24 protein-coding genes are annotated in these 25157 nt (G+C 62.6%); 19 read left to right on the top strand and 5 right to left on the bottom strand.

The genetic code is table 11. The annotated features are described in order from the left end of the window. Window positions 1-3: 3 nt before the first annotated feature. A complete protein-coding gene (locus ACFQNJ_RS00980; RefSeq protein ID WP_374642841.1) occupies window positions 4-606 on the bottom strand; it encodes a TIGR00645 family protein in 603 nt (200 codons plus the stop codon). A gap of 171 nt (window positions 607-777) precedes the next feature. Between ACFQNJ_RS00980 and acs the strand changes: the two genes are divergently transcribed. Continuing rightward, window positions 778-2772, top strand: coding sequence for an acetate--CoA ligase (acs, locus tag ACFQNJ_RS00975; RefSeq protein WP_374642843.1), 1995 nt, complete (start codon window positions 778-780; stop codon window positions 2770-2772). A gap of 96 nt (window positions 2773-2868) precedes the next feature. On the opposite strand, the gene ACFQNJ_RS00970 is transcribed toward acs, so the two are convergent. Next, on the bottom strand, window positions 2869-3174 hold the full coding sequence (locus tag ACFQNJ_RS00970; protein WP_382253151.1) for a c-type cytochrome: 306 nt from the start codon (window positions 3172-3174) through the stop codon (window positions 2869-2871). A 123-nt stretch (window positions 3175-3297) separates the two neighbouring features. Here ACFQNJ_RS00970 and ACFQNJ_RS00965 point away from each other — a divergent pair, with 123 nt between their 5' ends. From ACFQNJ_RS00965 to ACFQNJ_RS00945, 5 genes are all read left to right on the top strand, one after another. Further along, a complete protein-coding gene (locus ACFQNJ_RS00965; RefSeq protein WP_382253150.1) occupies window positions 3298-3543 on the top strand; it encodes a TIGR04438 family Trp-rich protein in 246 nt (81 codons plus the stop codon). Between the two features lie 125 nt (window positions 3544-3668). After that, window positions 3669-5528, top strand: coding sequence for a dihydroxy-acid dehydratase (gene ilvD / locus ACFQNJ_RS00960; protein ID WP_382253148.1), 1860 nt, complete (start codon window positions 3669-3671; stop codon window positions 5526-5528). Window positions 5529-5582: 54 nt separating this feature from the next. Beyond that, window positions 5583-6398: a prolipoprotein diacylglyceryl transferase gene (gene lgt, locus ACFQNJ_RS00955; protein ID WP_382253146.1), complete on the top strand. Its 816-nt coding sequence runs from the start codon at window positions 5583-5585 to the stop codon at window positions 6396-6398. Further along, a complete protein-coding gene (locus ACFQNJ_RS00950) occupies window positions 6395-7165 on the top strand; it encodes an enoyl-CoA hydratase/isomerase family protein (protein ID WP_382253145.1) in 771 nt (256 codons plus the stop codon). Before lgt ends, ACFQNJ_RS00950 begins: the two co-directional genes overlap by 4 nt. 13 nt (window positions 7166-7178) lie before the next feature. After that, window positions 7179-8732 carry a malonate--CoA ligase gene (locus ACFQNJ_RS00945; RefSeq protein WP_382253143.1) on the top strand — a complete coding sequence of 518 codons (1554 nt, stop codon included), beginning with the start codon at window positions 7179-7181 and terminating at the stop codon, window positions 8730-8732. An 18-nt stretch (window positions 8733-8750) separates the two neighbouring features. Here ACFQNJ_RS00945 and ACFQNJ_RS00940 read toward each other — a convergent pair whose 3' ends face one another. Beyond that, on the bottom strand, window positions 8751-9194 hold the full coding sequence (locus ACFQNJ_RS00940) for a universal stress protein (protein ID WP_374639231.1): 444 nt from the start codon (window positions 9192-9194) through the stop codon (window positions 8751-8753). A gap of 111 nt (window positions 9195-9305) precedes the next feature. On the opposite strand from ACFQNJ_RS00940, the gene ACFQNJ_RS00935 reads away from it, so the two are divergent. From ACFQNJ_RS00935 to ACFQNJ_RS00895, 9 genes are all read left to right on the top strand, one after another. After that, window positions 9306-11654: a heavy metal translocating P-type ATPase gene (locus ACFQNJ_RS00935; RefSeq protein ID WP_382253141.1), complete on the top strand. Its 2349-nt coding sequence runs from the start codon at window positions 9306-9308 to the stop codon at window positions 11652-11654. 29 nt (window positions 11655-11683) lie between these two features. Further along, window positions 11684-11821 (top strand): cbb3-type cytochrome oxidase assembly protein CcoS, encoded by a 138-nt coding sequence (ccoS, locus tag ACFQNJ_RS00930; RefSeq protein WP_382253140.1) that lies wholly within the window; start codon window positions 11684-11686, stop codon window positions 11819-11821. A gap of 68 nt (window positions 11822-11889) precedes the next feature. Next, window positions 11890-13335, top strand: coding sequence for a cytochrome-c oxidase, cbb3-type subunit I (gene ccoN / locus ACFQNJ_RS00925; protein ID WP_382253138.1), 1446 nt, complete (start codon window positions 11890-11892; stop codon window positions 13333-13335). Between the two features lie 13 nt (window positions 13336-13348). Continuing rightward, the gene (gene ccoO, locus ACFQNJ_RS00920; protein WP_382253136.1) at window positions 13349-13990 is read left to right on the top strand and encodes a cytochrome-c oxidase, cbb3-type subunit II; all 642 of its coding nucleotides are present in this window, start codon (window positions 13349-13351) and stop codon (window positions 13988-13990) included. A 10-nt stretch (window positions 13991-14000) separates the two neighbouring features. Next, window positions 14001-14138, top strand: a complete 138-nt coding sequence (locus tag ACFQNJ_RS00915) for a cbb3-type cytochrome oxidase subunit 3 (protein WP_382253134.1) — start codon at window positions 14001-14003, stop codon at window positions 14136-14138. Between the two features lie 26 nt (window positions 14139-14164). Next, complete coding sequence (ccoP, locus tag ACFQNJ_RS00910) at window positions 14165-15070, top strand: cytochrome-c oxidase, cbb3-type subunit III (protein ID WP_382253132.1); 906 nt, start codon at window positions 14165-14167, stop codon at window positions 15068-15070. Between the two features lie 140 nt (window positions 15071-15210). Further along, the gene (gene ccoG / locus ACFQNJ_RS00905) at window positions 15211-16584 is read left to right on the top strand and encodes a cytochrome c oxidase accessory protein CcoG (RefSeq protein WP_382253617.1); all 1374 of its coding nucleotides are present in this window, start codon (window positions 15211-15213) and stop codon (window positions 16582-16584) included. 34 nt (window positions 16585-16618) lie between these two features. Then, the gene (locus tag ACFQNJ_RS00900; protein ID WP_374639224.1) at window positions 16619-16915 is read left to right on the top strand and encodes a FixH family protein; all 297 of its coding nucleotides are present in this window, start codon (window positions 16619-16621) and stop codon (window positions 16913-16915) included. Window positions 16916-16993: 78 nt separating this feature from the next. Beyond that, the gene (locus tag ACFQNJ_RS00895) at window positions 16994-17287 is read left to right on the top strand and encodes a hypothetical protein (RefSeq protein WP_374639223.1); all 294 of its coding nucleotides are present in this window, start codon (window positions 16994-16996) and stop codon (window positions 17285-17287) included. A gap of 43 nt (window positions 17288-17330) precedes the next feature. Here ACFQNJ_RS00895 and fnr read toward each other — a convergent pair whose 3' ends face one another. Continuing rightward, window positions 17331-18050, bottom strand: a complete 720-nt coding sequence (fnr, locus tag ACFQNJ_RS00890; RefSeq protein WP_374639222.1) for a fumarate/nitrate reduction transcriptional regulator Fnr — start codon at window positions 18048-18050, stop codon at window positions 17331-17333. A gap of 180 nt (window positions 18051-18230) precedes the next feature. Here fnr and hemN point away from each other — a divergent pair, with 180 nt between their 5' ends. Continuing rightward, window positions 18231-19610 (top strand): oxygen-independent coproporphyrinogen III oxidase, encoded by a 1380-nt coding sequence (hemN, locus tag ACFQNJ_RS00885; RefSeq protein ID WP_382253130.1) that lies wholly within the window; start codon window positions 18231-18233, stop codon window positions 19608-19610. Between the two features lie 50 nt (window positions 19611-19660). Next, window positions 19661-20332, top strand: a complete 672-nt coding sequence (locus ACFQNJ_RS00880) for a sulfite exporter TauE/SafE family protein (RefSeq protein ID WP_374639220.1) — start codon at window positions 19661-19663, stop codon at window positions 20330-20332. Window positions 20333-20340: 8 nt separating this feature from the next. On the opposite strand, the gene ACFQNJ_RS00875 is transcribed toward ACFQNJ_RS00880, so the two are convergent. Then, window positions 20341-21297, bottom strand: coding sequence for a DMT family transporter (locus ACFQNJ_RS00875; protein ID WP_382253615.1), 957 nt, complete (start codon window positions 21295-21297; stop codon window positions 20341-20343). A 334-nt stretch (window positions 21298-21631) separates the two neighbouring features. Here ACFQNJ_RS00875 and aceA point away from each other — a divergent pair, with 334 nt between their 5' ends. Next, a complete protein-coding gene (aceA, locus tag ACFQNJ_RS00870) occupies window positions 21632-22963 on the top strand; it encodes an isocitrate lyase (protein ID WP_374639219.1) in 1332 nt (443 codons plus the stop codon). A 234-nt stretch (window positions 22964-23197) separates the two neighbouring features. After that, window positions 23198-25105, top strand: a complete 1908-nt coding sequence (gene thrS / locus ACFQNJ_RS00865) for a threonine--tRNA ligase (RefSeq protein ID WP_382253128.1) — start codon at window positions 23198-23200, stop codon at window positions 25103-25105. The last annotated feature ends 52 nt before the right edge of the window (window positions 25106-25157 follow it).

Genomic DNA, 25157 nt, shown 5'->3' with positions numbered 1-25157 from the left:
GAGTCAATGGTCGGCCTTTTCGGCCACGGGATGCATGATGCGGTCGGTGGCGGCAATCGCCATCGCGCTGAGCAGGAAAACGACGTGGATCACGGTCTGCCACAGCAGCACCTTCTCGTCGTAGTTGGCCGCGTTGATGAAGGTCTTGAGCAGGTGGATCGAGCTGATGCCGATGATGGCCGTGGCGAGCTTGACCTTGAGCACCGATGCATTCACATGGCTCAGCCACTCGGGCTGGTCGGGATGGTTCTCCAGGTTCATGCGGCTGACGAAAGTCTCGTAGCCACCCACGATGACCATGATCAGCAGGTTGCTGATCATCACCACATCGATCAGCGCCAGCACCACCAGCATGATGATGGTCTCGTTCAGGCCGGTGAGCTGCACGTCCGACTTGTAGCCGATGCTGGTCACCAGCTTCTGCAGTGCGTCCTGGTTGCCGAAGGCGGCCTCGATCAGGTGGACCAGCTCCACCCAGAAGTGGAAGACATAGATGGCCTGTGCAGCGATGAGGCCGATGTACAGCGGCAGTTGCAGCCATCGGCTGGCAAAAATCAGGTTCGGCAGGGTGCGCGCACCGCTGACGGAAGGTTTCGGTTGGGTCATGTTGGGGGGAGAGGCGGGCTGCGATGGCTTGAATGCCGGACGGCAGCTATTGTAGGACGCGCCATTCGCACGCGTGACAGCGCGGTGTGTGCTTTCCATGTAAGTGGCTCGTAAGAGCCCTTGCGCACATTCGCACAGTTCGTCGAATCCCATACACCAAGGAGACTGCACATGTCCGCACCCTCGTCCGCCATCCAATCCACCCTGGTCGAGAACCGCGTGTTCGAGCCCAGCGACGCGACGGTCAAGGCCGCCCGCATCTCCGGGATGGATGCTTACAACGCCCTTTGTGCCGAAGCCGAGCAGGACTTTGAAGGGTTCTGGGGCAAACGTGCCCGCGAGGTCCTGACCTGGCACAAGCCTTTCACCAAGGTGCTCGACGAGTCCAACAAGCCCTTCTACAAATGGTTCGAGGACGGAGAGCTCAACGCCTCCTTCAACTGCCTGGACCGCCACATGGGCACCCCGGTCGAGAACAAGACCGCGATCATTTTTGAAGCCGACGACGGTGCCGTGACCAAGGTCACCTACAAGGAACTGCTGGCCAAGGTCTCCCAGTTCGCCAACGCCCTCAAGGCCCGCGGCGTCAAGAAGGGTGATCGTGTCGTCATCTACATGCCCATGACCATCGAAGGTGTGGTGGCCATGCAGGCTTGCGCCCGCATCGGCGCGACGCACAGTGTGGTGTTCGGTGGCTTCTCGGCCAAGGCGCTGCAGGAGCGTATCCAGGACGCCGGCGCCGTGGCCGTCATCACCGCCAACTACCAGATGCGCGGCGGCAAGGAGTTGCCGCTCAAGGCCATCGTCGACGAGGGTATCGCCATGGGCGGCTGCGAGTCGATCAAGACCGTGATCGTCTTCCAGCGCACCCAGACCGCCGTGAACATGGTGGCCGGCCGTGACATCACCATGGCCGATGCCATGGCGGGACAGTCCACCGACTGTCCGGCCGAAATGGTCGGTGCCGAGCATCCCCTGTTCGTCCTGTACACGTCGGGGTCCACAGGCAAGCCCAAGGGCGTGCAGCACAGCACAGGCGGCTACCTGCTGTGGGCCAACCTGACCATGAACTGGACCTTCGACCTGAAGGACAGCGATGTGTTCTGGTGCACCGCCGACATCGGCTGGATCACCGGTCACAGCTACGTGGCCTACGGCCCACTGGCGGCCGGCGCCACCCAGATCGTGTTCGAGGGTGTCCCGACCTACCCGAACGCCGGTCGCTTCTGGCAGATGATCGAGAAACACAAGTGCACGATCTTCTACACCGCGCCCACCGCCATCCGCTCGCTGATCAAGGCGGCCGACACCGACGAGAAGGTCCACCCGAAGAACTGGGACCTGTCCAGCCTGCGGATTCTGGGCTCGGTGGGTGAACCCATCAACCCCGAAGCCTGGATGTGGTATTACAAGCATGTGGGCGGTGAGCGCTGCCCGATCGTGGACACCTTCTGGCAGACCGAGACCGGTGGTCACATGATCACCCCGCTGCCCGGCGCCACGCCGCTGGTACCGGGTTCCTGCACGCTGCCGCTGCCGGGCATCATGACCGCCATCGTCGACGAGACGGGCAACGATGTCGCCAATGGCGCCGGCGGCATCCTGGTGGTCAAGAAGCCATGGCCCTCCATGATCCGTACCATCTGGGGCGACCCGGAGCGCTTCAAGAAGAGCTACTTCCCCGAAGAGCTCAAGGGCTACTACCTGGCGGGTGATGGGGCTGTGCGCAGCGCCGACCGCGGCTACTTCCGCATCACCGGTCGCATCGACGACGTGCTCAACGTCTCCGGCCACCGCATGGGTACCATGGAAATCGAATCGGCCCTGGTGGCCAAGTCCGACCTGGTGGCCGAAGCCGCCGTGGTGGGCCGTCCCGACGATCTGACCGGTGAGGCCATTGTGGCGTTTGTGGTGCTCAAGCGTCCGTTGCCGACCGGCGACGAGGCCAAGGCCATTGCCAATGAGCTGCGCAACTGGGTGGGCAAGGAGATCGGCCCGATCGCCAAGCCCAAGGACATCCGCTTCGGCGAGAACCTGCCCAAGACCCGTTCGGGCAAGATCATGCGTCGCCTGCTGCGTTCGATCGCCAAGGGCGAGACCATCACCCAGGACACGTCCACGCTGGAGAACCCGGCCATTCTGGACCAGCTGGCCAAGACCAACTGAGGAAGAGGGGGCCCGTGGCCTTCGGGTCTACGGGCGCAAGCGCCCAGCAAAAAGCCCGCTGTGAAGCGGGCTTTTTGTCGTCGGGGCGGAGAAGTGTTACTTCTGGCCCAGCACCCAGGCGGCCAGCTTCTTGGCATCCGCATCGTTGACCTGCGGGTTCGCGGGCATGGGAATCGCACCCCACACACCCGAGCCGCCCTTCTGGATCTTGGCAGCGAGCATGTCGGCGGCCTTGGCGTCACCGGCGTACTTCTTGGCCACGTCCTTGTAGGACGGACCCACCAGCTTCTTGTCGACGGCATGGCAGGCCATGCAGTTCTTGCTCTTGGCCAGGGCTTCGTCGGCCATGGCGGGTGCGGAGACAGCGGCCACAGCGGCCATAATCAGCAAAGCGCGTTTCATACGAAGGTACCTCGTGGGGTGGAAGTGAAAAACTCACGGAGTCAATTCTAGCCAGACGTGACGTCTGTCGGGAAACGTACACAGATTCTTGCGGGCTTCACCCGCGCTTTACCGGAGGTTGTGATGTATTTGCTGGTCATTGGTGTGGTTCTGACACTCCTGAAGTACCTGGAAATCGGTTTCGTGGCCAACTGGTCCTGGTGGTGGGTGCTGGCACCCTATGCCGGCGCTGCACTGTGGTGGGCTTGGGCCGATACCACCGGCTACACCAAGCGCAAGGCCGCCGAAAAGATGGAGCAGCGCAAGCAGCAGCGTATCGACAAGCAGCGCGAGTCACTTGGTCTTCGCTCCAAGACCCCCCGGCGTTGAGAAGCTTTCCTGCCGATCCGCGTCAGCCTTGAGTCCGGACTGCCCGCAGGCCCATTGGTGCTTTGCCCCGGACGGTCGGAGATAATTTCCGTCAGCCATTTCATCTCTCCCAACCGAGCCTCACGATGCCTGCCTACCGATCCAAGACCTCGACCTCCGGCCGCAACATGGCTGGCGCCCGCGCCCTCTGGCGGGCCACCGGCATGAAGGATGGGGACTTTTCCAAGCCCATCATCGCCATCGCCAACTCATTTACCCAGTTCGTGCCGGGGCACGTGCACCTCAAGGACCTGGGGCAGCTGGTGGCGCGTGAGATCGAAGCAGCTGGTGGGGTGGCCAAGGAGTTCAACACGATTGCCGTGGATGACGGCATTGCGATGGGCCACGATGGGATGCTGTACTCGCTGCCCAGCCGTGATGTCATCGCCGACTCGGTCGAGTACATGGTCAATGCGCACTGTGCGGATGCCCTGGTCTGCATATCCAACTGCGACAAGATCACCCCCGGCATGCTCATGGCGGCCATGCGGCTGAACATCCCCGTGATTTTCGTCTCCGGGGGGCCAATGGAGGCTGGCCGTGTGCGGCTGGCCGTGCCCGGCGAGCAGACCGTCAAGATCAAGAAGATCGACCTGATCGATGCCATGGTCATGGCGGCTGATGACAAGGTGGATGACGCCACGGTCGCCGAAGTCGAGCGTTCGGCCTGCCCCACCTGCGGTTCTTGCTCGGGCATGTTCACCGCCAATTCGATGAACTGCCTGGCCGAGGCCCTCGGCCTGGCCCTGCCGGGCAATGGCACGGTGCTGGCCACCCATTCGGACAGGGAACAACTGTTCAAGCGCGCAGGTCGCCGCATTGTCGAGATGTGCCGCGAGTACTACGAGCAGGAGAACGAGCGCCTGTTGCCGCGTGCCGTGGGCATCAAGGGGTTCGAGAACGCGATCGCGCTGGACATCGCCATGGGAGGCTCGACCAACACGATCCTGCACCTGCTGGCCATTGCCCAGGAGGCCGAGATCCCGTTCACCATGGAGGACATCGACCGCATGTCCCGGCACGTGCCCCAACTTTGCAAGGTCGCGCCCAACACCGACAAGTACCACATCGAGGATGTCCATCGCGCTGGCGGCATCATGGCCATCCTGGGCGAGCTCGATCGCGCGGGCAAGCTGCACACCGATGTGCCGACGGTGCACGCGCCGAGCATGAAGGACGCGCTGGACCGATGGGACATCGCCCGCCAACCGGCCGACGATGTCAAGACCTTCTACATGGCCGGACCGGCGGGCATTCCCACCCAGGTGGCCTTCAGCCAGAGCACCCGCTGGTCCAGCCTGGACACAGATCGTGCCGCTGGCTGCATCCGCTCGTACGAGCACGCCTTCAGCAAGGAAGGCGGCCTGGCGGTGTTGCGCGGCAACATCGCGCTGGACGGGTGTGTCGTCAAGACCGCGGGCGTGGACGACAGCCTGCTGGTGTTTGAAGGGCCCGCCCATGTGGTCGAAAGCCAGGACGAAGCCGTCGATCACATCCTGAACGATGAGGTCAAGTCGGGCGACGTGGTGGTGGTGCGGTACGAGGGCCCCAAGGGAGGGCCCGGCATGCAGGAAATGCTCTATCCGACCAGTTACATCAAATCCAAGGGCTTGGGCAAGGCCTGCGCGCTGCTGACGGACGGGCGCTTCTCCGGCGGCACCTCGGGCCTGTCGATCGGGCATTGTTCGCCCGAGGCGGCTGCGGGCGGTGCGATCGGCCTGGTCCGCAACGGCGACCGCATCCGCATCGACATTCCCAATCGCTGCATTGACGTGCTGTTGAGCGACGATGAGCTGGCCCGCCGTCGGGCTGAGCAGGACGCCAAGGGCTGGAAACCGGCCAAGCCCCGGGCGCGCAAGGTGTCCGCTGCGCTCAAGGCCTATGCCTTGCTGGCCACATCGGCCGACAAGGGTGCCGTGCGCGATCTCTCCCAGTTGCAAGGCTGATTGCTGACATGATGGGCCGGCAGGGTGTCCTCACCCTCCGGCACAATGCGGGGCATGATCCAACATCCCGCCATCGATCCCGTGGCCTTGCAGCTGGGCCCGCTCGCCGTGCACTGGTACGGCCTGACCTACCTGGCTGCGTTTGGGCTGTTCTTCTGGCTGGGCACGCGTCGCCTGCGCCACGAGCCCTTCGCCTCCATTGCCACGCCTTCTCCCTGGTCGCGACGAGACATCGAGGACATCCTGTTCCTGGGTGTCCTCGGGGTGGTTGCCGGGGGACGCATCGGCTATTGCCTGTTTTACAAGCCGGCCTACTACCTGGCGCACCCGCTGGAGATCTTTGCGGTCTGGCAAGGCGGCATGAGTTTTCATGGGGGCTTGCTCGGCGTGTTGCTGGCCATGGTGTGGTTTTCACGCTCGCGCCGGCGTCCCTGGTTGCAGGTGATGGACCTGATCGCGCCTTGCGTGCCAACCGGGCTGGCGGCCGGCAGGGTCGGCAACTTCATCAACGGTGAGCTGTGGGGGAGGGTGGCCGATCCGTCGTTGCCCTGGGGCATGGTGTTCCGTGGGGCCGGTGATCTGCCCCGGCATCCGTCGCAGGTGTATCAGTTCCTGATGGAGGGGCTGCTGCTGTTCATCCTGCTCTGGCTGTATGCCCGCCGGCCGCGGGCCACGGGTCAGGTCAGTGGTGCCTTCCTGTTGGGCTATGGCGTGTTCCGCTTCATCGCCGAGTTTTTCCGTGAGCCCGATGCCCACCTGGGGCTGCTGTCGCTGGGCATGAGCATGGGGCAATGGCTGTGCATCCCCATGATCCTGGCCGGCGCAGGTTTGTGGTGGTGGGCCACCAGGCGATCGGAGGGCAGGGCATGAGCGGTATGGTCCGCTGTGACGTCGAATCGGGCGTCGCGTGGGTGCGCATCGACAATCCTCCCCGGTTCAACGCCATGTCCCGAAGCATGTGGCGCGACCTGCGCCAGGTGTTCGAGTCACTCAGCCAGCAAGCCTCGCTGGTGGCCGTGGTGGTGGTAGGTGAGGGCGGCCACTTTTGTGCTGGCGGGGATATCTCGGAGTATCCCTCGTTCCGGTTCGAACAGGCGCAGTTGCGGTCCTTTCACGAAGACGAGGTCTGGGGTGGATTGCAGGCCGTGCTTGAATGTGACATTCCGGTGATTGCGGCGATCCGGGGCAATTGCATGGGCGCAGGCGTGGAGATTGCCAGTGCCTGTGATGTGCGTCTGGCGACGGAAGGGGCGAAGTTTGGCGCCCCCATTGCCCGGCTGGGCTTCCCGATGGCGCCCCGAGAGGCACAACTGGTGGGGCGGGCGGTGGGTGACCTGACAGCGCGGGAGATGCTGCTGTGCGCTGCCGTGCTGACCGCCACCGAAATGAAAGAGCGCGGATTCCTCAACCGGGTGGTGCCCGAGGACGATCTCGGCCACGATGTCGAGCGTTTGCTCAAGGGCATGAGCCAGCTCAGCCCACTGGCGGCCCGCCGCAACAAGCAGACGCTGCGGGCACTGGCGGCGGGAGCGCCCATGGAGGCCCTGCTGGCTCGCGCCTACGACTATGCATCCCACCCGGAGCACCGGGAAGGGGTGGCCGCTTTCATGGAAAAACGACCTCCTGTCTTTCGCTGATTCGCCTTCATCCATGGACAACCAGAACCTGTTCTCCTTCCTTCGTCAATGCTTTCCAGCCGATATGGACCGCACGGCCGTCGAGGTGATCGATGGCCCTGGGGCGGGACTGCATTACAGCTGGCGCGACATTGAGCGGGCCACGGCCATGATGGCCAATCTGCTGGTTTCGCTGGATCTGCCCGAAGGTGCCAGGATTGCGGTTCAGGTCGAGAAGTCCGTGGAGTCGTTGATCCTCTACCTGGCCACGCTGCGGGCGGGGTATGTCTATCTGCCTCTCAACACGGCCTACCAGAGCGCGGAGATCGCGTACTTCATTGGTAACGCCGAACCATCGGTGGTGGTGTGCAGTCCGCAGAATCACGGATGGGTGTCCAAGATCGCGTTCACGGCGGGAACCCGCCATGTGTTCACCCTGGGCGAGAACCGGACCGGCAGTCTGCTGGACCGTGCCGCCCACCATGCCGACGTGCACGAGCCGGTGCATCGAAAGGCCGATGATCTGGCGGTCATCATCTACACCAGCGGCACGACCGGGCGAAGCAAGGGCGCGATGCTGTCGCATGGCAACATGCTCTCGAACGCCCTCGTGCTCAAGGACTACTGGCGCTGGCAGCCCGATGACGTGCTGATCCATGCGTTGCCCATTTTCCATGTCCACGGCCTCTTTGTCGCGATTCACGGTGCGCTGATCAACGGCAGTCCGATGCTGTGGCTCAACCGCTTCGATCCGCAGGCCGTGATCCGTCTGATGCCGCGCGCCACGGTGTTCATGGGGGTGCCGACGCTGTACGTCCGCTTGTTGGGCGAACCTTCGCTCACGCGTGAGCAGGCGGCGCGCATGCGGCTGTTCATTTCCGGGTCGGCACCGCTGCTGATCGAGACGTTCAGGGAGTGGGAGCGCCGCACAGGGCACACCATCCTGGAGCGATATGGCATGAGTGAAACCATCATGCTGACCTCCAACCCCTGTGATTCCGATGCCCGGTTCGGCGATGCCCGCGAGCGTCGTGGAGGCACAGTCGGCTTTCCCTTGCCGGGGGTGGATCTTCGCATCATGGATGATACGGGCGCGGTGGTGCCCGTCGGTGAGGTCGGTGGCATCCAGGTGCGCGGACCCAACGTCTTCGGTGGCTACTGGCGGATGCCGGAGAAGACAGCCGAGGAGTTCACCGCAGACGGCTTCTTCCGGACGGGCGATGTGGGTCGCATCGATGCCGATGGTTATGTGACCATCGTGGGCCGGAGCAAGGACCTGATCATTTCCGGTGGTTACAACGTCTACCCGGCCGAGATCGAAGGCTGTATCAATGAAATGCCCGGGGTGGCGGAGAGTGCCGTCGTCGGGGTGCCGCACCCGGATTTCGGGGAAGTGGGTGTCGCGGTGGTGATTCCCAGGTCGGGTGCACGACCGGATCCGCAGGCGCTGATCGCGGACCTCAAGTCACGCCTGGCGAACTTCAAGGTGCCCAAGCACTGCTTCATTGTGGACGAATTGCCCCGCAACACCATGGGCAAGGTGCAGAAGAACCTCTTGCGGGAAACGTACCAAGGGCTGTTCCGCTGAACAGCCCCGGTCCCAGGCTCAGCGCAGAACCAGCACCGGAATGTGCGAATGGGTCAGCACCTGCTGGGTCTCGCTGCCCAGCAGGAGCCGCTTGAGACCCTTGCGACCGTGGGAGGCCATCACGATCAGGTCGCACTTGTTGCGCTTGGCGGCCGAAATGATGGCTTCGGCAATCAGGTCCGACTTGGCGGTGACCGGCTTGACCTTGACTTCCCGTTTCTGGCCGGCAGCCTTGACGGCGTTGACCGCCTCCATGGCTTCTTCCTGCCATTGCTTCTCGATACGGGCGACTTCCGACGCCGCCAGTGCGACGCCGCCTTCGAAGTAGGTCTGCGGATAGCGAGGGACAACCTTCAGGGCAACCACCTCGGCGCCGGTGATGTCGGCCAGTCCGATGGCGTGGTCGACCGCCATCTTGGACAGTTTCGAGCCGTCGGTGGCCACGAGGATTCGCTTGTACATGGGTTTCTCCTGCCAATAGTTGTTGGAAAGACAATAGCCTACGCAAGGCGTGCCTGAGTACGCTTGATTTATGTCAACCGCATGAGCCACCCTGTCGATTACCCTCGCCGCATGAACCAGGCAGCCACCGCGCCCCCGGTGGGGTCCCTTGCTCCAGCTTCGTCGGCCGACGAAGGCGCTGGCCTGTTCGGCGCTCATCGAGGCCCGCTCACCGTTACTGACGACTTCCAGGTGCTGGACGACCCGGTCGAGCAGAAGGAGTTCACCGAACTCCATGAGGAAGACGGTCAGACCACGGCCGAGTCCGTGCTGATGGTGCAGGGCATGTACTGCGCCGCCTGCGCGGACACGGTGGAGTGTGCGTTACAGGGCCTGCCCGGTGTGCACAGCGCGCAGGTCCATGCTGCCACTCGCCGGTTGACCCTGCGCTGGGATCCTGCCAGCACGCGGATGTCCGAGCTCGCCCAGATCGTGGGGCGGACCGGCTACCGTCTGCTCCCAATGCAGCAGGCCATGTCCATCAGCGAACGCCTGCGTGAGACGCGCCAGATGCTGTGGCGCCTGTTTGTGGCCGGTTTCTGCATGATGCAGGTCATGATGTATGCATGGCCTGCCTACGTGGCCGAGCCTGGGGAGATGCCACCCGATATCGACCAGCTCCTTCGCTGGGCCAGCTGGGTGCTGAGTGTTCCCGTCGTGACTTTTGCCAGCGGCCCTTTCTTTCGCAGCGCGTGGCGAGATCTGCGCCAAGGCCGTATCGGTATGGACACGCCGGTGTCCATCGGCATTCTGGTGACCTTTCTGGTCAGTTCGGCCGCCACGTTTGATCCCACGGGTCTCTGGGGCCATGAGGTCTGGTTTGACTCCCTGACCATGTTTGTCTTTTTCCTGTTGGGGGGGCGGTATCTGGAGCTCAAGGCCAGGGATCGCACCGCAGGCGCTCTGGATGCCTTGATGAACCGTCTGCCGGAAGTCTGTGACCGTCAGCGCAAGGATGGCAGTTTCGAGTCCGTCTCGGTGCGCCGTCTGGGGACTGGTGACCTCGTGCGTGTGCAGGCCGGACAGGCGTTTCCGGGCGATGGCCTGATCGAGTGTGAGTCGGCCACGGTGGATGAAGCCCTGCTGACCGGGGAGTCACGTCCGCTGACCCGCCTGAGGGGCGAACCGGTCGTGGCGGGTAGCTTCAACCTGGCCGGACCCGTGTTGATGCGGATTGAGCGCCTCGGCCGGGACACCCGTTTTGCGCAGATTGTCAGTTTGATGGAGAAGGCGTCCACCGAGAAGCCTCGCCTGGCCATTTTGGCGGACAGGATTGCTGCGCCCTTTCTCGTGGTGGTGGTGCTGGGCGCCCTGGCGGCCGGCGCTTTCTGGTGGCAGACCGATCCCGGCAAGGCGGTGGCGGTGGCCGTGGCGGTCCTGATCGTGACCTGTCCCTGTGCGCTGTCGCTGGCCACACCGTCGGCCATGCTGGCGTCTGCCGGAGCGCTGGCCCGCCGTGGCGTGCTGGTCCGACGGCTCCAGGCGTTTGAGACGCTGGCGGGCATCAACACGGTGGTGTTTGACAAAACAGGCACCCTGACCCGAGATCGGCTGGAGGTGCGAGAGCTCTCGATGCGCGACGGTGTTGCCCGCGAGCAGGTGCTGGCCTTGGCCGCGTCGCTGGCGCAGGGTTCGCTTCATCCGGTGTCCAAGGCAATTGTCGAGGCCGCCCGTCAGCAGTCGGTCACGCCGACCAGGCCCACTGGCGAGGTGACCGAGCAGGCAGGGCAGGGCATGGCGGCCACTTTTGAGCGCCACGGCCATGTCCGCCTTGGCTCGGCGGCCTGGGCTGGCGTGGTGACCGTGGGCACGTCTGATGGCCCGCGGGCCTACTTGTCTGACGAGCAAGGCTGGCTGGCCACCTTCGAAATGGAGGAGCAGCTGCGCGAGGATGCCATCACGGCAGTCAGTGCGCTGCGCCAGCAGGGCATTCGCACCCTTTTGCTTTCCGGCGATCGCGAAGGTGCGGCCCGACTGGTGGCTGGCGAATTGGGGATCCATGAGGTCATTGCTGGTGCCACGCCTGAGCACAAGCTGGCGGAGGTGGTTCGGCTGCAACAGAACGGCAGAACCCTGGCCATGGTGGGTGACGGTCTGAACGATGGTCCCGTGCTGGCGAGGGCCAACACCTCGTTCGCCCTGGGGCATGCGGCGGCACTGGCGCAGGCGCAATCCGACTATGTGATCCAGGGGGGGCGGCTGATGGATGTGGTCGACACCCTTCAGCAGGCCCGAGACACCATGCGCATCGTGCGGCAGAACCTGATCTGGGCTGCGGTCTACAACGCCATCAGCATTCCGCTGGCCATGGTGGGCTGGATGCCCCCGTGGCTGGCGGGTCTTGGGATGGCGGGCAGCTCGTTTCTCGTCATTGCCAACGCGGCACGCCTGGCCCGTCAACCGGGTCGCGCTGCGGCTTGATGCCGTTTTCTATTTGAAGTGAGTGCTTCATGGATATTCTTTATTTGCTCATCCCCGTGTCCATCGTGCTGGTGTTCTTGATCATCGGGGTCTTCTGGTGGGCCTTGCAGTCGGGGCAGTTTGACAACATCGAGCGCGAGGCTGAGCGGGTTCTCAAGGGTGATTGACTTAAGTCAAGGCGGTGGGAGAAGGCAATACGCACACTCCCGGCAGTGACATTGATGAGGAGTTCTTTATGTCCGTGACAACAAAGACCGGCCACCCGGCGGTCTACAACGACAGCGTGGTCCGCTGGTTTGCCATCACGTCCGTGATCTACGGTGTGGTGGGCATGCTTGTGGGCGTGATCATTGCGGCCCAGCTCACCTGGCCCGAACTCAACATGGGGATCGAATGGATCACCTACGGTCGTCTGCGACCGCTGCACACCAATGCGGTGATTTTCGCGTTCGGGGGCTCCGTGCTGTTTGCGACCAGCTACTACGTTGTCCAACGGACGTGTCACACACCGCTGTTCTCCAACGCGTTGGCCTGGTTCACCTTCATCGGTTGGAACATCGTCATCATCAGTGCTGTGATCACCCTGCCCATGGGTCTGACCCAGAGCAAGGAATATGCTGAACTGATTTGGCCGGTTGACCTGCTCATTGCGGTGGTGTGGGTGGCCTATGCCATCGTGTTCTTCGGCACGGTCGGCATCCGCAAGGTCAAGCACATCTACGTGGCCAACTGGTTCTTCGGTGCCTACATCATCGCGGTGGCGCTGCTGCACATCTTCAACAACATTCAGCTGCCCACCAGCCTGACGCACTCCTATTCGGCCTATGCCGGTGTTCAGGATGCCATGATGCAGTGGTGGTACGGCCACAACGCGGTGGGCTTCTTCCTGACCGCCGCCTTCCTGGGCATGATGTATTACTTCATCCCCAAGCAGGCCGAGCGTCCGGTGTACTCGTATCGCCTGTCGATCGTCCACTTCTGGGCCCTGATCTTCACCTACATGTGGGCCGGCCCACACCACCTGCACTACACCGCGTTGCCGGATTGGACCCAATCGGTCGGCATGGTGTTCTCCCTCATTCTGCTGGCCCCCAGCTGGGGCGGCATGATCAACGGCATCATGACCCTCTCGGGCGCCTGGCACAAACTGCGTGACGATCCCATCCTGCGCTTCCTGATCGTGTCCCTGTCGTTCTACGGCATGTCCACCTTCGAAGGCCCGATGATGTCCATCAAGACCGTCAATGCGCTGTCGCACTACACCGACTGGACCGTGGGCCACGTGCACTCCGGCGCCCTGGGTTGGGTGGGTCTGGTGTCCATGGGGTCCCTGTACTACCTGATCCCACGCCTGTTCGGCCAGAAGAAGATGTACTCGGTGCCCGCCATCGAACTGCACTTCTGGATCGCCACCATCGGCATCGTGCTGTACATCGCCGCCATGTGGATTGCCGGTGTGATGCAAGGCCTGATGTGGCGCTCGGTCAACCCCGACGGCAGCCTGACCTACACATTCGTCGAATCGGTCAAGGCCACCTTCCCGTTCTACGTGATCCGTCTGCTCGGTGGCTTGCTCTACCTCAGCGGCATGATCGTGATGCTGTGGAACGTTGTCATGACTGCACGCCAGGGTCGCGCCATCAACGCGCCTGTGGTGGCCGTGAACCCTGCCCACGCCTGAGGAGAAGAACAACATGGCTAGCAACGAAAAACTCACCGGCCACGCCCGGATCGAGACCAGCAACTTCCTCATGATCGTCCTGATCACCCTGGTGGTGGCCGTGGGCGGTCTGGTGGAGATCGTGCCGCTGTTCTTCCAGAAGTCAACCACGCAGCCGGTCGAGGGACTCAAGCCCTACAGCGCACTGCAGCTGGCCGGTCGCGACGTCTACGTCAAGGAAGGCTGCTACAACTGTCACTCGCAAATGGTCCGTCCCTTCCAGGCCGAGACGCTGCGTTACGGTCCGTACTCGGTCGCTGGCGAGTTCGTCTACGACCGTCCGTTCCAGTGGGGCTCCAAGCGGACCGGTCCTGATCTGCACCGTGTGGGTGGTCGCTACAGCGATGAATGGCACCGTGTGCACCTGAACAACCCGCGCGATGTGGTGCCCGAGTCCAACATGCCCGCGTATCCCTGGCTGGCCAACAAGCAAGTGAAAGCTGAAGAGTTGCCCAGGCGCATGGAAGTGCTGCGCACCCTCGGCGCTCCCTACACCGACGAAGAGATCGCCAAGTCGGTGGACGAAGTCAAAGGCAAAACCGAGCTGGAGGCTGTGATCGCCTACCTGCAGGTTCTGGGTACTGCCCGCAGCGCCGCCAAGGTGGCACAGCAATAACGGAGGTCGCATGGACATCAATGACCTGCGAAGCATCGTCACCACGGTCAGCTTTCTGACCTTCGTGGGGATCGTGGTCTGGGCCTGGTCCAAGAGCAACCAGCCCGACTTTGATGAGGCAGCCCAGCTGCCCTTCAAGGAAGACTGAACCGCGGCACGACAAAGAGAAACATCATGAGCGATTTCACTAGCGATTTCTGGCACCTTTATGTTGCCATTGCCACCCTGGTCAGCATTCTTGCCTGCGCAGTGCTGCTCTGGATCAGCGGCACGACCAAGGCGGCTACCCATGCCGACAACACCACCGGTCACGTCTGGGATGAAGACCTCAAGGAGATGAACAACCCGCTGCCCAAGTGGTGGGTGTACCTGTTCATCATCACCGTGATCTTTGGCCTGGTGTACGGTGCCATGTACCCGATGTTCGGCAAGTTTCAGGGTGCCCTGGGCTGGTCTTCAACCGGTCAGCACACGGCCGAGGTCAAGAAGGTGGATGCAGCCATCGCTCCGGTGTACGCCAAGTACAACGGCATGGCGCCGGAGCAGATTGCCGCCGATGCTCAAGCCATGGCGATTGGTGAGCGACTGTTCATGAACTATTGCGCCCAGTGCCACGGCTCTGACGCGCGTGGTGGCAAGTCCTTCCCCAACCTGGCGGACACCGACTGGCTGGGTGGTTCGGACCACGCCTACATCAAGACCACCATCGCGCAAGGTCGCACCGGCGTGATGCCTCCCATGGCCGCTGCCGTGGGTGGCCCGGAAGACGTTCGCAACCTGGCTCACTATGTTCTGAGCCTGTCCGGCAGCCCGCACGACAGCGTGCGCGCCACCGAAGGGAAGGGCAAGTGGGGTGCCTGCGCGGCCTGCCACGGACCGGATGGCAAGGGCATGCAGGCCATGGGTGCACCTAACCTGACCGACGGTGTCTGGCTGCATGGTTGGGGTGAAGAGGCCATCGTTCGCGCGGTGACCAACGGCTTCACCAACCAGATGCCTGCACAGGCCGCCCTGCTCAACGAAGCCCAGATCAATGTGCTGGCTTCCTATGTGTGGGGCTTGTCCAACAAGGCCAAGTAAACCGGACGTCTCCTGACGTCCCGATCCAGCCAGGACCTTAAGTGACCCAGCCAGCTGCCGACCCTGCGTTGACACCACAGCCCACGGCTTCCGCATCGTCAGACGCACCGCCCGCCGGTGTGCCTGCCGATGACGAGGTGATGGTCTCCTTGTACGCCTCGCGCAAGAAGATCCAGCCCCGTTCCGTGTTCGGCCTGTTCACCAAGTGGCGGTGGGCCACGGTCTGGCTCACGCAGCTGGTCTTCTACGGCCTGCCCTGGCTGGAGTGGAATGCCCGCCAGGCGGTGCTCTTCGATCTTGAAGCGCGCCGCTTCTTCATTTTCGGCTTGGTCCTGTATCCCCAGGACTTCATCTACCTGACCGGACTGCTGGTCATCTCCGCGCTGGCCCTGTTCCTGTTCACCGCGGTGGCGGGGCGGTTGTGGTGCGGCTACGCCTGCCCGCAAACCGTCTACACCGAGATTTTTCTCTGGATCGAGAAAAAGGTCGAAGGCGACCGCTCGGCGCGCCTGCGTCTGGACCAGGCGCCACTGTCGCCCAGCAAGTTCGGCAAGCGCGGCCTGAAACACCTCCTGTGGGTGTTGTTTGCCCTGTGGACCGGTTTCACTTTCGTCGGGTATTTCACCCCGATCCGGGAACTGGCCACATTGACCCTGGCCGCGTCCCTGGGGCCATGGCAGACCTTCTGGGTCTTTTTCTACGGTTTTGCCACCTATGGCAATGCCGGCTGGATGCGTGAGCAGGTGTGCAAGTACATGTGCCCGTATGCGCGATTCCAGAGCGCCATGTTCGACAAGGACACGATGATTGTGACCTACGACAAGGCGCGCGGCGAGCCGCGAGGTGCCCGTTCCAAGAAGGCGGATCCCAAGGCGCTTGGACTGGGTTCCTGCGTGGACTGTTCGCTGTGCGTGCAGGTGTGCCCGACCGGGATCGATATCCGGAACGGCCTTCAGTACGAGTGCATCGGTTGCGGCGCCTGCATCGATGTTTGCGATGAGGTGATGGACAAGGTGGGCTATCCCCGCGGTCTGGTCAAATACTCCACGCAGAACGGCATGGCCCAGGGATGGACTCGCCAGGAGATGATCCGGCACGCGTTCCGTCCCCGCGTGCTGGTGTACACCACCATTCTGGCGGTCATCACCATCGCGGTATTTACCAGCCTGTTCCTGCGCACCCCCCTCAAGGTGGACGTGATTCGCGATCGCGGATCCCTGGCTCGAATGGTCGAGCACGGCCGCATCGAGAACGTCTTCCGTCTCCAGATCATGAATGCCACCGAGGAGAGGCAGGTCTACCGTGTCACGGTGGAAGGACTGGACGGTATTGCCATCGCGTCGGAGACCGAGGTGGAGGTGTTGCCCACTGAGGTTCGCTCCGCTCCCATGGCGGTCCAGATTCCGCCGAATGCGGCATCACCGGGCTCACACCCCATCCGGTTCACCATCCGCTCCACCGGCGACTCGGTGGACGAGGTGGTCGAAAAGGCCGTGTTTCTGGTTCCCCGCTAAACTGATCTTCCCAAGGTACTCCATGGACCACGTCATGTCGTCAGATTCTGCTCCGTCAAGCCGCCATCCCGTGCCGACCGCGTGGTGGCGTGTCCCGCACATGTGGCTGGTCGTCGGCGGTCCGCTGCTGGTGGTCGTGGCGGGCATTGCCACGGTCATCCTGGCGGTGCGCAACCCCGACCCCGTGCTGGACAAGGTCGTGTACGAGCGGGACCTGGCGGCCGCCAAGGATCTGGAAGGCAAGGCGCGGGAAGAGGCGCTCATCCGGATGCAGCCCGCCCATCAGGCGCGCAACCACGCCGCGTCGCCGGTGGTGCCTGCGGGCAAGTGACGGTTCGTGCGCCCAGACTTGGGCGCACACCGTATGAATGCCGGGGATCCGTTCACCAGTCAGTCAGGAGAGCAGACGATGGGAAAAGCCCAAAGATGGATGTGGATTGCCTGGCCAGCTTTTCTGGTCGCTGGTGTGATGGAAATGCTGGTGTTCGCGGTGGTCGACCCGGGTGATCTCCACTGGTTCGGCGAGCCGGTGGCCATGTCCCGTCAGGCGGTGTACACCTTGGCGTTCTTTGTCTTCTGGGTGTTTGCCATGGCGTCCAGCACACTCACCACCATGCTTGCGATGTCCCCGTTTGAGGTCAACCGCTGTCCCGTGCCGCCCGACGAACGACCCAGGGACTGCGCCCGCAACGGTTGCAACTGACTGATACCGGGGCGCGTTGCTTGCGCCTCGGCAAACCCTCGACTCAGCGGCAGGGCTGAGGGTTGACAATCTTTCGCAGGGCGTCCGTGTCCTTGATGTGCACGTAGCGCTGCTTCACCTCGATGATGCCTTCCTCCACGAACTTGGAGAAGGTGCGACTGACTGTCTCCAGCTTCATGCCCAGATAGCTGCCAATCTCCTCGCGGGTCATGCGCAGGATGAGTTCCGACTGGGAGAACCCGCGCGCGTGCAGGCGCTGCACCAGGTTCAGCAGGAAGGCCGCCAGACGCTCTTCCGCCCGCATGCTGCCCAGCAGCAGCATCACCGAATGATCGCGGACGATCTCTCGGCTCATGATCTTGTGCACGTGGTGCTGGAGCGTGGTGAACTCGCGGGAGAGTTCCTCCACCTGATCAAAAGGCATTACACAGACTTCGGCATCCTCCAGCGCGATCGCATCACAGGAGTGCCGATCGTTGACGATGCCATCCAGGCCGATGATCTCGCCCGTCATCTGGAAGCCGGTCACCTGATCCCGGCCATCTGCCGTGGTGATGCAGGTCTTGAAGAACCCTGAACGGACCGCGTACAGCGAGGTGAATTTGTCCCCGGTGTTGAACAGTGACGTCCCGCGTTTGATCCGCCGGCGTGTGCTGATGACGCTGTCGAGCTTGTCGATTTCGTCCGCGTTGAGGCCCATCGGCAGACACAACTCCCGCAGGTTGCAACTCGAACAGGCGACTTTGATGCTTTGGATGTCCATGCTTTTTGCGAGTATTTCGCGCGCAAGCTTAACCCAAAGGATTGTCGGGTGTCGAGAAACACAGTGCTGGCGCGGATTTGATGACGGTGGTTTCCCCAGTAGTCGCCAGGCGCTTGATGAAGATCAAGGGGCGCAGGCATGCGTTCGTGCACAGTTCCAGACAAGTTTGGAGAATCTTCCGTGAGTCATGCCATTTCAGACGAACTGCTCAAGCGGTTCGATGTGCCCGGTCCCCGTTACACCTCCTATCCCACCGCTGATCGGTTCGTGGAGGCGTTTGTTGAAAGCGACTACATCCAGGCACTGGAACAGCGTGCGGCCGGGTCCATGGCGCTGCCGCTGTCGATTTACGTGCACATTCCGTTCTGCGAGTCTGTGTGCTATTACTGCGCCTGCAACAAGGTGATCACCAAGCACCACGAGCGGGCGGCCGAGTACCTTCGCTATCTCAGCCGCGAGGTCGAGCTTCAGGTCCAGCACTTCGGCAAGGGCCATGCCGTGTCCCAGCTTCACCTGGGGGGCGGCACACCCACCTTCCTCTCGGACCCCGAGCTGGAAGACCTCATGACCATGTTGCGCCGCAATTTCACGCTAGTGCCCGGGGGGGAATACTCCATCGAGGTGGATCCCCGCACGGTGACCGACCAGCGGTTGCAGACACTGGCGCGACTGGGCTTCAACCGGCTCAGTTTTGGCGTGCAGGACTTCGATCCGGCGGTCCAGAAGGCGGTTCATCGTGTGCAACCGGCCGAGCAGGTGTTCAAGCTGGTCGAAACCGCCCGCAAGATCGGGTTCGAATCGGTCAATGTGGATCTGATCTACGGCTTGCCTCTTCAGACGCCCGAGTCCTTCCGCCGGACCCTCGCTCAGGTCAGCGAACTCAGACCGGACCGGATCGCGCTCTACGCGTATGCACACCTGCCCAGCCGGTTCAAGCCGCAGCGTCGGATCATCGCCGCCGAGTTGCCCAGCCCTGGCGACAAGCTGTCGATGCTGTCCATGTCGCTGGACGCCATGAGCGACGCCGGGTATGTCTACGTTGGCATGGATCACTTTGCCTTGCCGACCGACGCGCTGGCGGTCGCCAAGCGCCAGGGCCGCCTGCACCGCAACTTCCAAGGTTATAGCACCCAGCCGGATTGCGATCTGATCGCCTTGGGGGTATCGGCCATCGGCCGCATCGGAGCCACCTACAGTCAGAACGCGAAGACGCTGGAGGAGTACTACGACGCGCTCGATCAGGGGCGTCTGCCCATCGTGCGCGGATTGGCTCTCACACGTGACGACCTTCTGCGCCGTTCGGTGATCATGTCGATCATGTGCCAGGGTTCGGTCCAGTTCGAATCCATCGAACTCGGGCACCTGATCGACTTCCGGTCCTACTTTGCGCGCGAACTCGAGACCTTGTCCGGCTTGTCCGAGTTCGGGCTGGTCACGGTCGACGGCCAGGGTATCCAGGTCACTTCCACCGGGTGGTATCTGGTGCGAGCGATTGCGATGGTGTTTGACCGATACCTTCAGTCCGACATCGACCGCGCCCGTTTTTCCAAGATCATCTGACGGTGACCTTGCCGGCTGCGCTGGTGTTCCTGGGCCCTTAAAGTCACGCCATGCAGACTTCCATGGCGATGACGGCACTGGTGATGGGTGTGGTGGGCGGACCGCACTGTGTGGCCATGTGCGGTGCTGCCTGCGCCGGCATCAGCCGTGCGGCGGGGCAGCAAGGTGCCCGTGCACTCTGGACGTTTCAGGTCAGCCGGATGCTGGGCTACGCGCTGATGGGTGCGTTTGCCGCGGGTTCGGTGCAGGGACTGGCCTGGCTGGGGACGAATACCTCCGTCATCCGTCCCGTCTGGACCATGTTCCATGTGGCAGCCTTGTTGCTGGGCCTGGCATTGGTGCTGCGCGCTCGGCAGCCGGCCTGGATCGACGACCTCGCCCAAGGCGTCTGGCGCCGAGTGCGGCCGGTGCTGGTCCGGCTGGGGGCCAAAGCGCCCGTGGTGCTGGGCGTGGCTTGGGCGCTCATGCCCTGCGGTCTGCTGTATTCGGCCTTGCTGATGGCCTCGCTGTCAGCCAGCGCCCTGGATGGTGCCTTGATCATGGCCCTGTTCGCACTGGGAACCTCCGTCTCGCTGACGGCGGGTCCCTGGCTGCTCCTGCGTCTTCGCGGCGGCGCTTCGGGCGCGTGGGCCATTCGTCTCGCCGGTCTGGCGCTCATGGGCACGTCCGGTTGGGCCCTGTGGATGGGCATCACCCAACCCACCGGACTGTGGTGCCTCTGAACCAGCCATCAGCTTGAAGCGGTGCCTGCGGTGCGCCCCGGCAAGGTCGCCAGCAGGAGGCCCATCAGCGCGATACCGAACGCCAGCATCTGCAATGCCGTCAGGGTCTCGCCCATGAACAACACCCCGATGGCCGCCGCACTGACGGGCAGCATCACGGTGAACACCCCTGCACGGGATGCCGGGACGGTCTTGAGGCCGGTCATCCACAGCCACACGGTCCATACGCTGGCAGCGAGGGCGTAGAACACCAGCAGGCCCCAAAGGGTAGGGGTCACTTGGCTGAAATCGAAGTGCCACGCGGTCCAGATGCCCAAGGGGGTGACCAGTGCAAATCCCCAGAGGTTGATGATTGACGAGATACGCCTGGGCCCAAGGCCGTCGGTCAGGCGCTTGCCGATGACAACGTAAGACGCTTCGCAGACGACCGCCGCAAAGACCAGCAGATTCCCCCAGACCGCCAGAGACACCCCCAGAAACTCCCCGCCCGAGGCTGTACTGCTGTCTGCCGGAGGCTTCTGCAGGGAAAAGAGCCCGATACCTGCGGCGGCACACACGATGGCGGCGGCCGTGCGCTTTCCAATCTGCTCCTTGAGGAAAAGGGCGCTCAGGATGGCGACCACCGCCGGGATGGAGGACATGACCACGCCTGCCGCCACGGCGGTGGTGAGACTCACACCGAAAAGCATGCAGATGGAGAACATGAAATTTCCCAGAAAGGACTCCAGGAACAGCAGCCAGCGCGTTCTGGTCGTCAGGGGCGGTTCATCGGCAGGTTTGCGAAGCCACGAGATCATGGCCAGGCCTCCGATGCCAAAACGCAGCCACGCCAGCAGAAACACCGGGATGACGGCGACCAGTGGTTTTGACAGCGCCACGTAGCTGCCGACCAGGGACATGCTTAAGGCAAGACAACTGTAGGCCAGCCATGGGGATGGCGAGGAGCGGGGTAGAGCGCGTGTCATGGCCTGGATCATGCCTGATGACCGCAGGCTGTCTTTCTGTTGACAGCAGGTGGCTGTCGCAAAGGCACGGGGAATTTCATGATGGAAGATTTTGTTTTTGAATGATGAAATCAGGTAATGCTGCGGTGCGCCAAAATTTCTCGATTCAAGAAAAATCATTTCATATTGAGGAATATAAACGAATAAGTATTGATTTTTAATGAGAAAATATTTTGTCTTCTATAAGACATAAGAGCTTCACGAGGTCTTGTATAAGACTTAAAGTACGTCCATCGGCCACGAAAAACCAAGCCCGTCGCCGCAGTCCTCACCATCAACCTCACGGAGTGTTCTCATGACCAAAGCCCTGAATGCGCAGCTGAGCCGCCAACAGCAGATCGAAGCCCTGGAAAAAGACTGGGCCACCAACCCCCGCTGGAAGCTGGTCAAGCGCGGTTACTCCGCCGCTGACGTGGTGCGTCTGCGCGGCTCCATGCAGCCCGAGTACACGCTGGCCCAGCGTGGCGCCGAGAAGCTGTGGGAGAAGGTCAACGGCGGCGCCAAGAAGGGCTACGTCAACGCCTTCGGCGCCATCACCGCCGGTCAGGCCATGCAGCAGGCCAAGGCTGGTCTGGAAGCTGTGTACCTGTCGGGCTGGCAGGTCGCTGCCGACGGCAACACCAGCGAAACCATGTACCCCGATCAGTCGCTCTACGCCTACGACTCGGTTCCGACCATGGTCCGCCGCATCAACAACACCTTCAAGCGCGCTGACGAGATCCAGTGGAGCCGTGGCATCGAGCCGGGCAGCCCTGAGTTCATCGACTATTTCCTGCCGATCGTGGCTGACGCGGAAGCCGGTTTCGGCGGCGTGCTCAACGCCTTCGAACTGATGAAGAACATGATCGCCGCCGGTGCTGCTGGCGTGCACTTCGAAGACCAGCTGGCCGCCGTGAAGAAGTGCGGCCACATGGGTGGCAAGGTGCTGGTGCCCACGCAGGAAGCCATCGAAAAGCTGATCGCCGCCCGCTTCGCCGCCGACGTGATGGGCGTGCCCACCATCGTGCTGGCCCGCACCGATGCCGAAGCCGCCAACCTGATCACCAGCGACCACGACGCCAACGACAAGCCTTTCCTGACCGGTGAGCGCACGCAAGAAGGTTTCTACCGCGTCAAGAACGGTCTGGAGCAAGCCATCAGCCGTGGCGTGGCCTACGCACCCTACGCCGACCTGGTGTGGTGCGAGACCGGCGTGCCCGACATCGGCTTCGCACGTGAGTTTGCCCAGGCCGTGCACGCTGCCTGCCCTGGCAAGCTGCTGTCCTACAACTGCTCGCCCTCGTTCAACTGGAAGAAGAACCTGGACGACAAGCAGATCGCCAAGTTCCAGGACGACCTGTCCGCGCTGGGCTACAAGTACCAGTTCATCACGCTGGCCGGTATCCACATCAACTGGTTCAACACCTTCCAGTTCGCCCACGCCTACGCCCGTGGCGAAGGCATGAAGCACTACACCGAAATGGTGCAGGAGCCGGAATTCAAGGCGCGCGAGAAGGGCTACACCTTCGTGTCGCACCAGCAGGAAGTCGGCGCCGGCTACTTCGACGACGTGACCACCGTGATCCAGGGCGGTTCTTCCTCCGTGAAGGCCCTGACCGGCTCGACCGAAGAAGAGCAGTTCCACTGATCCCCAGGCCCGAAGAGGCCGAGGAGACACGAAGCCCGGGCGCGCCCCGGGCTTTTTTGTGGGAAAATCGCAGCTGAACCAGATACAAGAGCGAGAAAGGCACCTTGGTTATGACACCGCGAACTACTTCGGAGATCCTTCCGGCCTGCTGAGGCCTGCAGTTCGCGCCTGCCTTTTCCTTCCCACCCTCAAGCGCGGCTTCGACCGCGCTTTTTGTTTTCCGGACCTGACATCATGCTCAACATCACGCTTCCCGACGGCTCCCAACGCCAGTTCCCCGGCCCTGTCACCGTGGCCGAAGTGGCTGCGTCCATCGGGGCGGGGCTGGCCAAGGCGGCCCTGGGTGGCAAGGTCCACGGCAAACTGGTGGACACCAGTTACCAGATCACGGAGGACGCGCCGCTGGCCATCGTCACCGCCAAGGATGCCGACGGCCTGGACATGATCCGGCATTCGACCGCCCACCTGCTGGCCTACGCGGTCAAGGAACTGTTCCCCGACGCCCAGGTGACCATCGGACCGGTGATCGACAACGGCTTCTATTACGACTTTTCCTACAAGCGACCCTTCACGCCCGAGGACCTGGTGGCCATCGAAAAGAAGATGGCCGAGCTCGCCGCCAAGGACGAGCCGGTGGTGCGCCGCGTGCTGCCGCGTGATGAAGCGGTGGCGTACTTCAAGGGGCTGGGCGAGCACTACAAGGCCGAGATCATCGCCAGCATCCCCAGCAACGAGGACGTGTCGCTGTACCGCGAAGGCGCCTTCGAGGACCTGTGCCGTGGCCCCCACGTGCCCAGCACGGGCAAGCTCAAGCACTTCAAGCTCATGAAGGTGGCCGGTGCCTATTGGCGCGGTGATCACCGCAACGAGATGCTGCAGCGTGTCTATGGCACCGCCTGGGCTTCCAAGGAGGACCTGCAGCAGTACCTGACGATGCTTGAAGAGGCCGAGAAGCGCGATCACCGCAAGCTCGGCAAGGAACTGGATCTTTTCCACATCGACGACCACGCCCCGGGGCTGGTGTTCTGGCACCCCAATGGCTGGACGGTCTGGCAGCAGGTCGAGCAGTACATGCGCCGTGTGTATCGCGACAACGGCTACCAGGAGGTCAAGGGGCCCCAGATCCTGGATCAGACGCTCTGGGAGAAGACCGGGCACTGGGACAAGTACCGCGACAACATGTTCGTGACCGAGTCCGAGAAGCGCGACTATGCGCTCAAACCCATGAACTGCCCGGGTCACATCCTGATCTTCAAGCAGGGCATCAAGAGCTACCGCGATCTGCCTTTGCGGTACGGCGAGTTCGGCCAGTGCCACCGCAATGAGCCGTCGGGTGGCCTGCACGGCATCATGCGCGTGCGCGGCTTCACGCAAGACGATGGCCACATTTTCTGCACGGAAGATCAGATCCTCCCGGAATGCGACACCTTCACCAAGGTGCTCAAGCAGGTGTATGCCGATTTCGGTTTCACCGAGATTCTCTACAAGGTTTCCACGCGCCCGGCTGCCCGCATCGGCTCGGACGAACTCTGGGACAAGGCCGAGAAGGCGCTGATGGACAGCCTGCGGCACTCCGGCTGCGAGTTCGTGATCTCCGAGGGAGATGGGGCTTTCTACGGACCCAAGATCGAGTACACCCTCAAGGACGCCCTGGGCCGAGAGTGGCAGTGCGGCACGATTCAGGTGGACTTCAACCTGTCGGAGCGGCTGGATGCCGAATATGTGGCAGAGGATGGCAGCCGCCAGCGCCCGGTGATCCTGCACCGCGCCATCGTGGGCAGCCTGGAGCGCTTCATTGGCATCCTGATCGAACAGCACGCGGGAGCGCTGCCCGTCTGGCTTGCGCCGGTGCAGGTGGTGGTGGCCGGAATCACCGATGCCCAGGCCGACTACGTGCAGGAAGTGGCGAAAGCGCTGCAAAAACAAGGGCTTAGGGTAGAGACCGACCTGCGCAACGAGAAAATTACGTATAAAATACGGGAGCACGCGTTGCAAAAGCTGCCCTACATCCTCGTCGTGGGCGACAAGGAGAGGGCTTCTGGCGCGGTGGCCGTGCGGGCCCGAGGCAACAAAGACCTCGGAGTCATGCCGCTGGAAAAGTTCGCTGAGCTGATCCAGGCTGACGTTTCATCCCGGGTTTGATCGACAAACGCAGCGGTGATGCCCGTCTGGCTGCCGTGATGGTGGCGCGACG

This window comes from Hydrogenophaga bisanensis, from assembly GCF_042665135.1.
Taxonomy (GTDB): Bacteria; Pseudomonadota; Gammaproteobacteria; order Burkholderiales; family Burkholderiaceae_C; genus Hydrogenophaga; species Hydrogenophaga bisanensis.
Note: the sequence above shows the minus strand (reverse complement) of the source record. Positions and strands in the feature narration are given on the sequence as shown.

Coding starts and splice junctions, on each gene's coding strand:
- ACFQNJ_RS00965 (WP_382253150.1), top strand. CDS start 3,298: ATGTATTTGCTGGTCATTGGTGTGGTTCTGACACTCCTGAAGTACCTG.
- ccoS (WP_382253140.1), top strand. CDS start 11,684: ATGGATATTCTTTATTTGCTCATCCCCGTGTCCATCGTGCTGGTGTTC.
- aceA (WP_374639219.1), top strand. CDS start 21,632: ATGACCAAAGCCCTGAATGCGCAGCTGAGCCGCCAACAGCAGATCGAA.
- ACFQNJ_RS00880 (WP_374639220.1), top strand. CDS start 19,661: ATGCAGACTTCCATGGCGATGACGGCACTGGTGATGGGTGTGGTGGGC.
- ACFQNJ_RS00940 (WP_374639231.1), bottom strand. CDS start 9,194: ATGTACAAGCGAATCCTCGTGGCCACCGACGGCTCGAAACTGTCCAAG.
- ACFQNJ_RS00915 (WP_382253134.1), top strand. CDS start 14,001: ATGGACATCAATGACCTGCGAAGCATCGTCACCACGGTCAGCTTTCTG.
- thrS (WP_382253128.1), top strand. CDS start 23,198: ATGCTCAACATCACGCTTCCCGACGGCTCCCAACGCCAGTTCCCCGGC.
- lgt (WP_382253146.1), top strand. CDS start 5,583: ATGATCCAACATCCCGCCATCGATCCCGTGGCCTTGCAGCTGGGCCCG.
- ACFQNJ_RS00950 (WP_382253145.1), top strand. CDS start 6,395: ATGAGCGGTATGGTCCGCTGTGACGTCGAATCGGGCGTCGCGTGGGTG.
- ACFQNJ_RS00875 (WP_382253615.1), bottom strand. CDS start 21,297: ATGACACGCGCTCTACCCCGCTCCTCGCCATCCCCATGGCTGGCCTAC.
- ccoN (WP_382253138.1), top strand. CDS start 11,890: ATGTCCGTGACAACAAAGACCGGCCACCCGGCGGTCTACAACGACAGC.
- ccoO (WP_382253136.1), top strand. CDS start 13,349: ATGGCTAGCAACGAAAAACTCACCGGCCACGCCCGGATCGAGACCAGC.
- ACFQNJ_RS00945 (WP_382253143.1), top strand. CDS start 7,179: ATGGACAACCAGAACCTGTTCTCCTTCCTTCGTCAATGCTTTCCAGCC.
- ccoP (WP_382253132.1), top strand. CDS start 14,165: ATGAGCGATTTCACTAGCGATTTCTGGCACCTTTATGTTGCCATTGCC.
- ACFQNJ_RS00970 (WP_382253151.1), bottom strand. CDS start 3,174: ATGAAACGCGCTTTGCTGATTATGGCCGCTGTGGCCGCTGTCTCCGCA.
- ACFQNJ_RS00980 (WP_374642841.1), bottom strand. CDS start 606: ATGACCCAACCGAAACCTTCCGTCAGCGGTGCGCGCACCCTGCCGAAC.
- fnr (WP_374639222.1), bottom strand. CDS start 18,050: ATGGACATCCAAAGCATCAAAGTCGCCTGTTCGAGTTGCAACCTGCGG.
- ilvD (WP_382253148.1), top strand. CDS start 3,669: ATGCCTGCCTACCGATCCAAGACCTCGACCTCCGGCCGCAACATGGCT.
- acs (WP_374642843.1), top strand. CDS start 778: ATGTCCGCACCCTCGTCCGCCATCCAATCCACCCTGGTCGAGAACCGC.
- ACFQNJ_RS00935 (WP_382253141.1), top strand. CDS start 9,306: ATGAACCAGGCAGCCACCGCGCCCCCGGTGGGGTCCCTTGCTCCAGCT.
- ACFQNJ_RS00900 (WP_374639224.1), top strand. CDS start 16,619: ATGTCGTCAGATTCTGCTCCGTCAAGCCGCCATCCCGTGCCGACCGCG.
- ACFQNJ_RS00895 (WP_374639223.1), top strand. CDS start 16,994: ATGGGAAAAGCCCAAAGATGGATGTGGATTGCCTGGCCAGCTTTTCTG.
- ccoG (WP_382253617.1), top strand. CDS start 15,211: ATGGTCTCCTTGTACGCCTCGCGCAAGAAGATCCAGCCCCGTTCCGTG.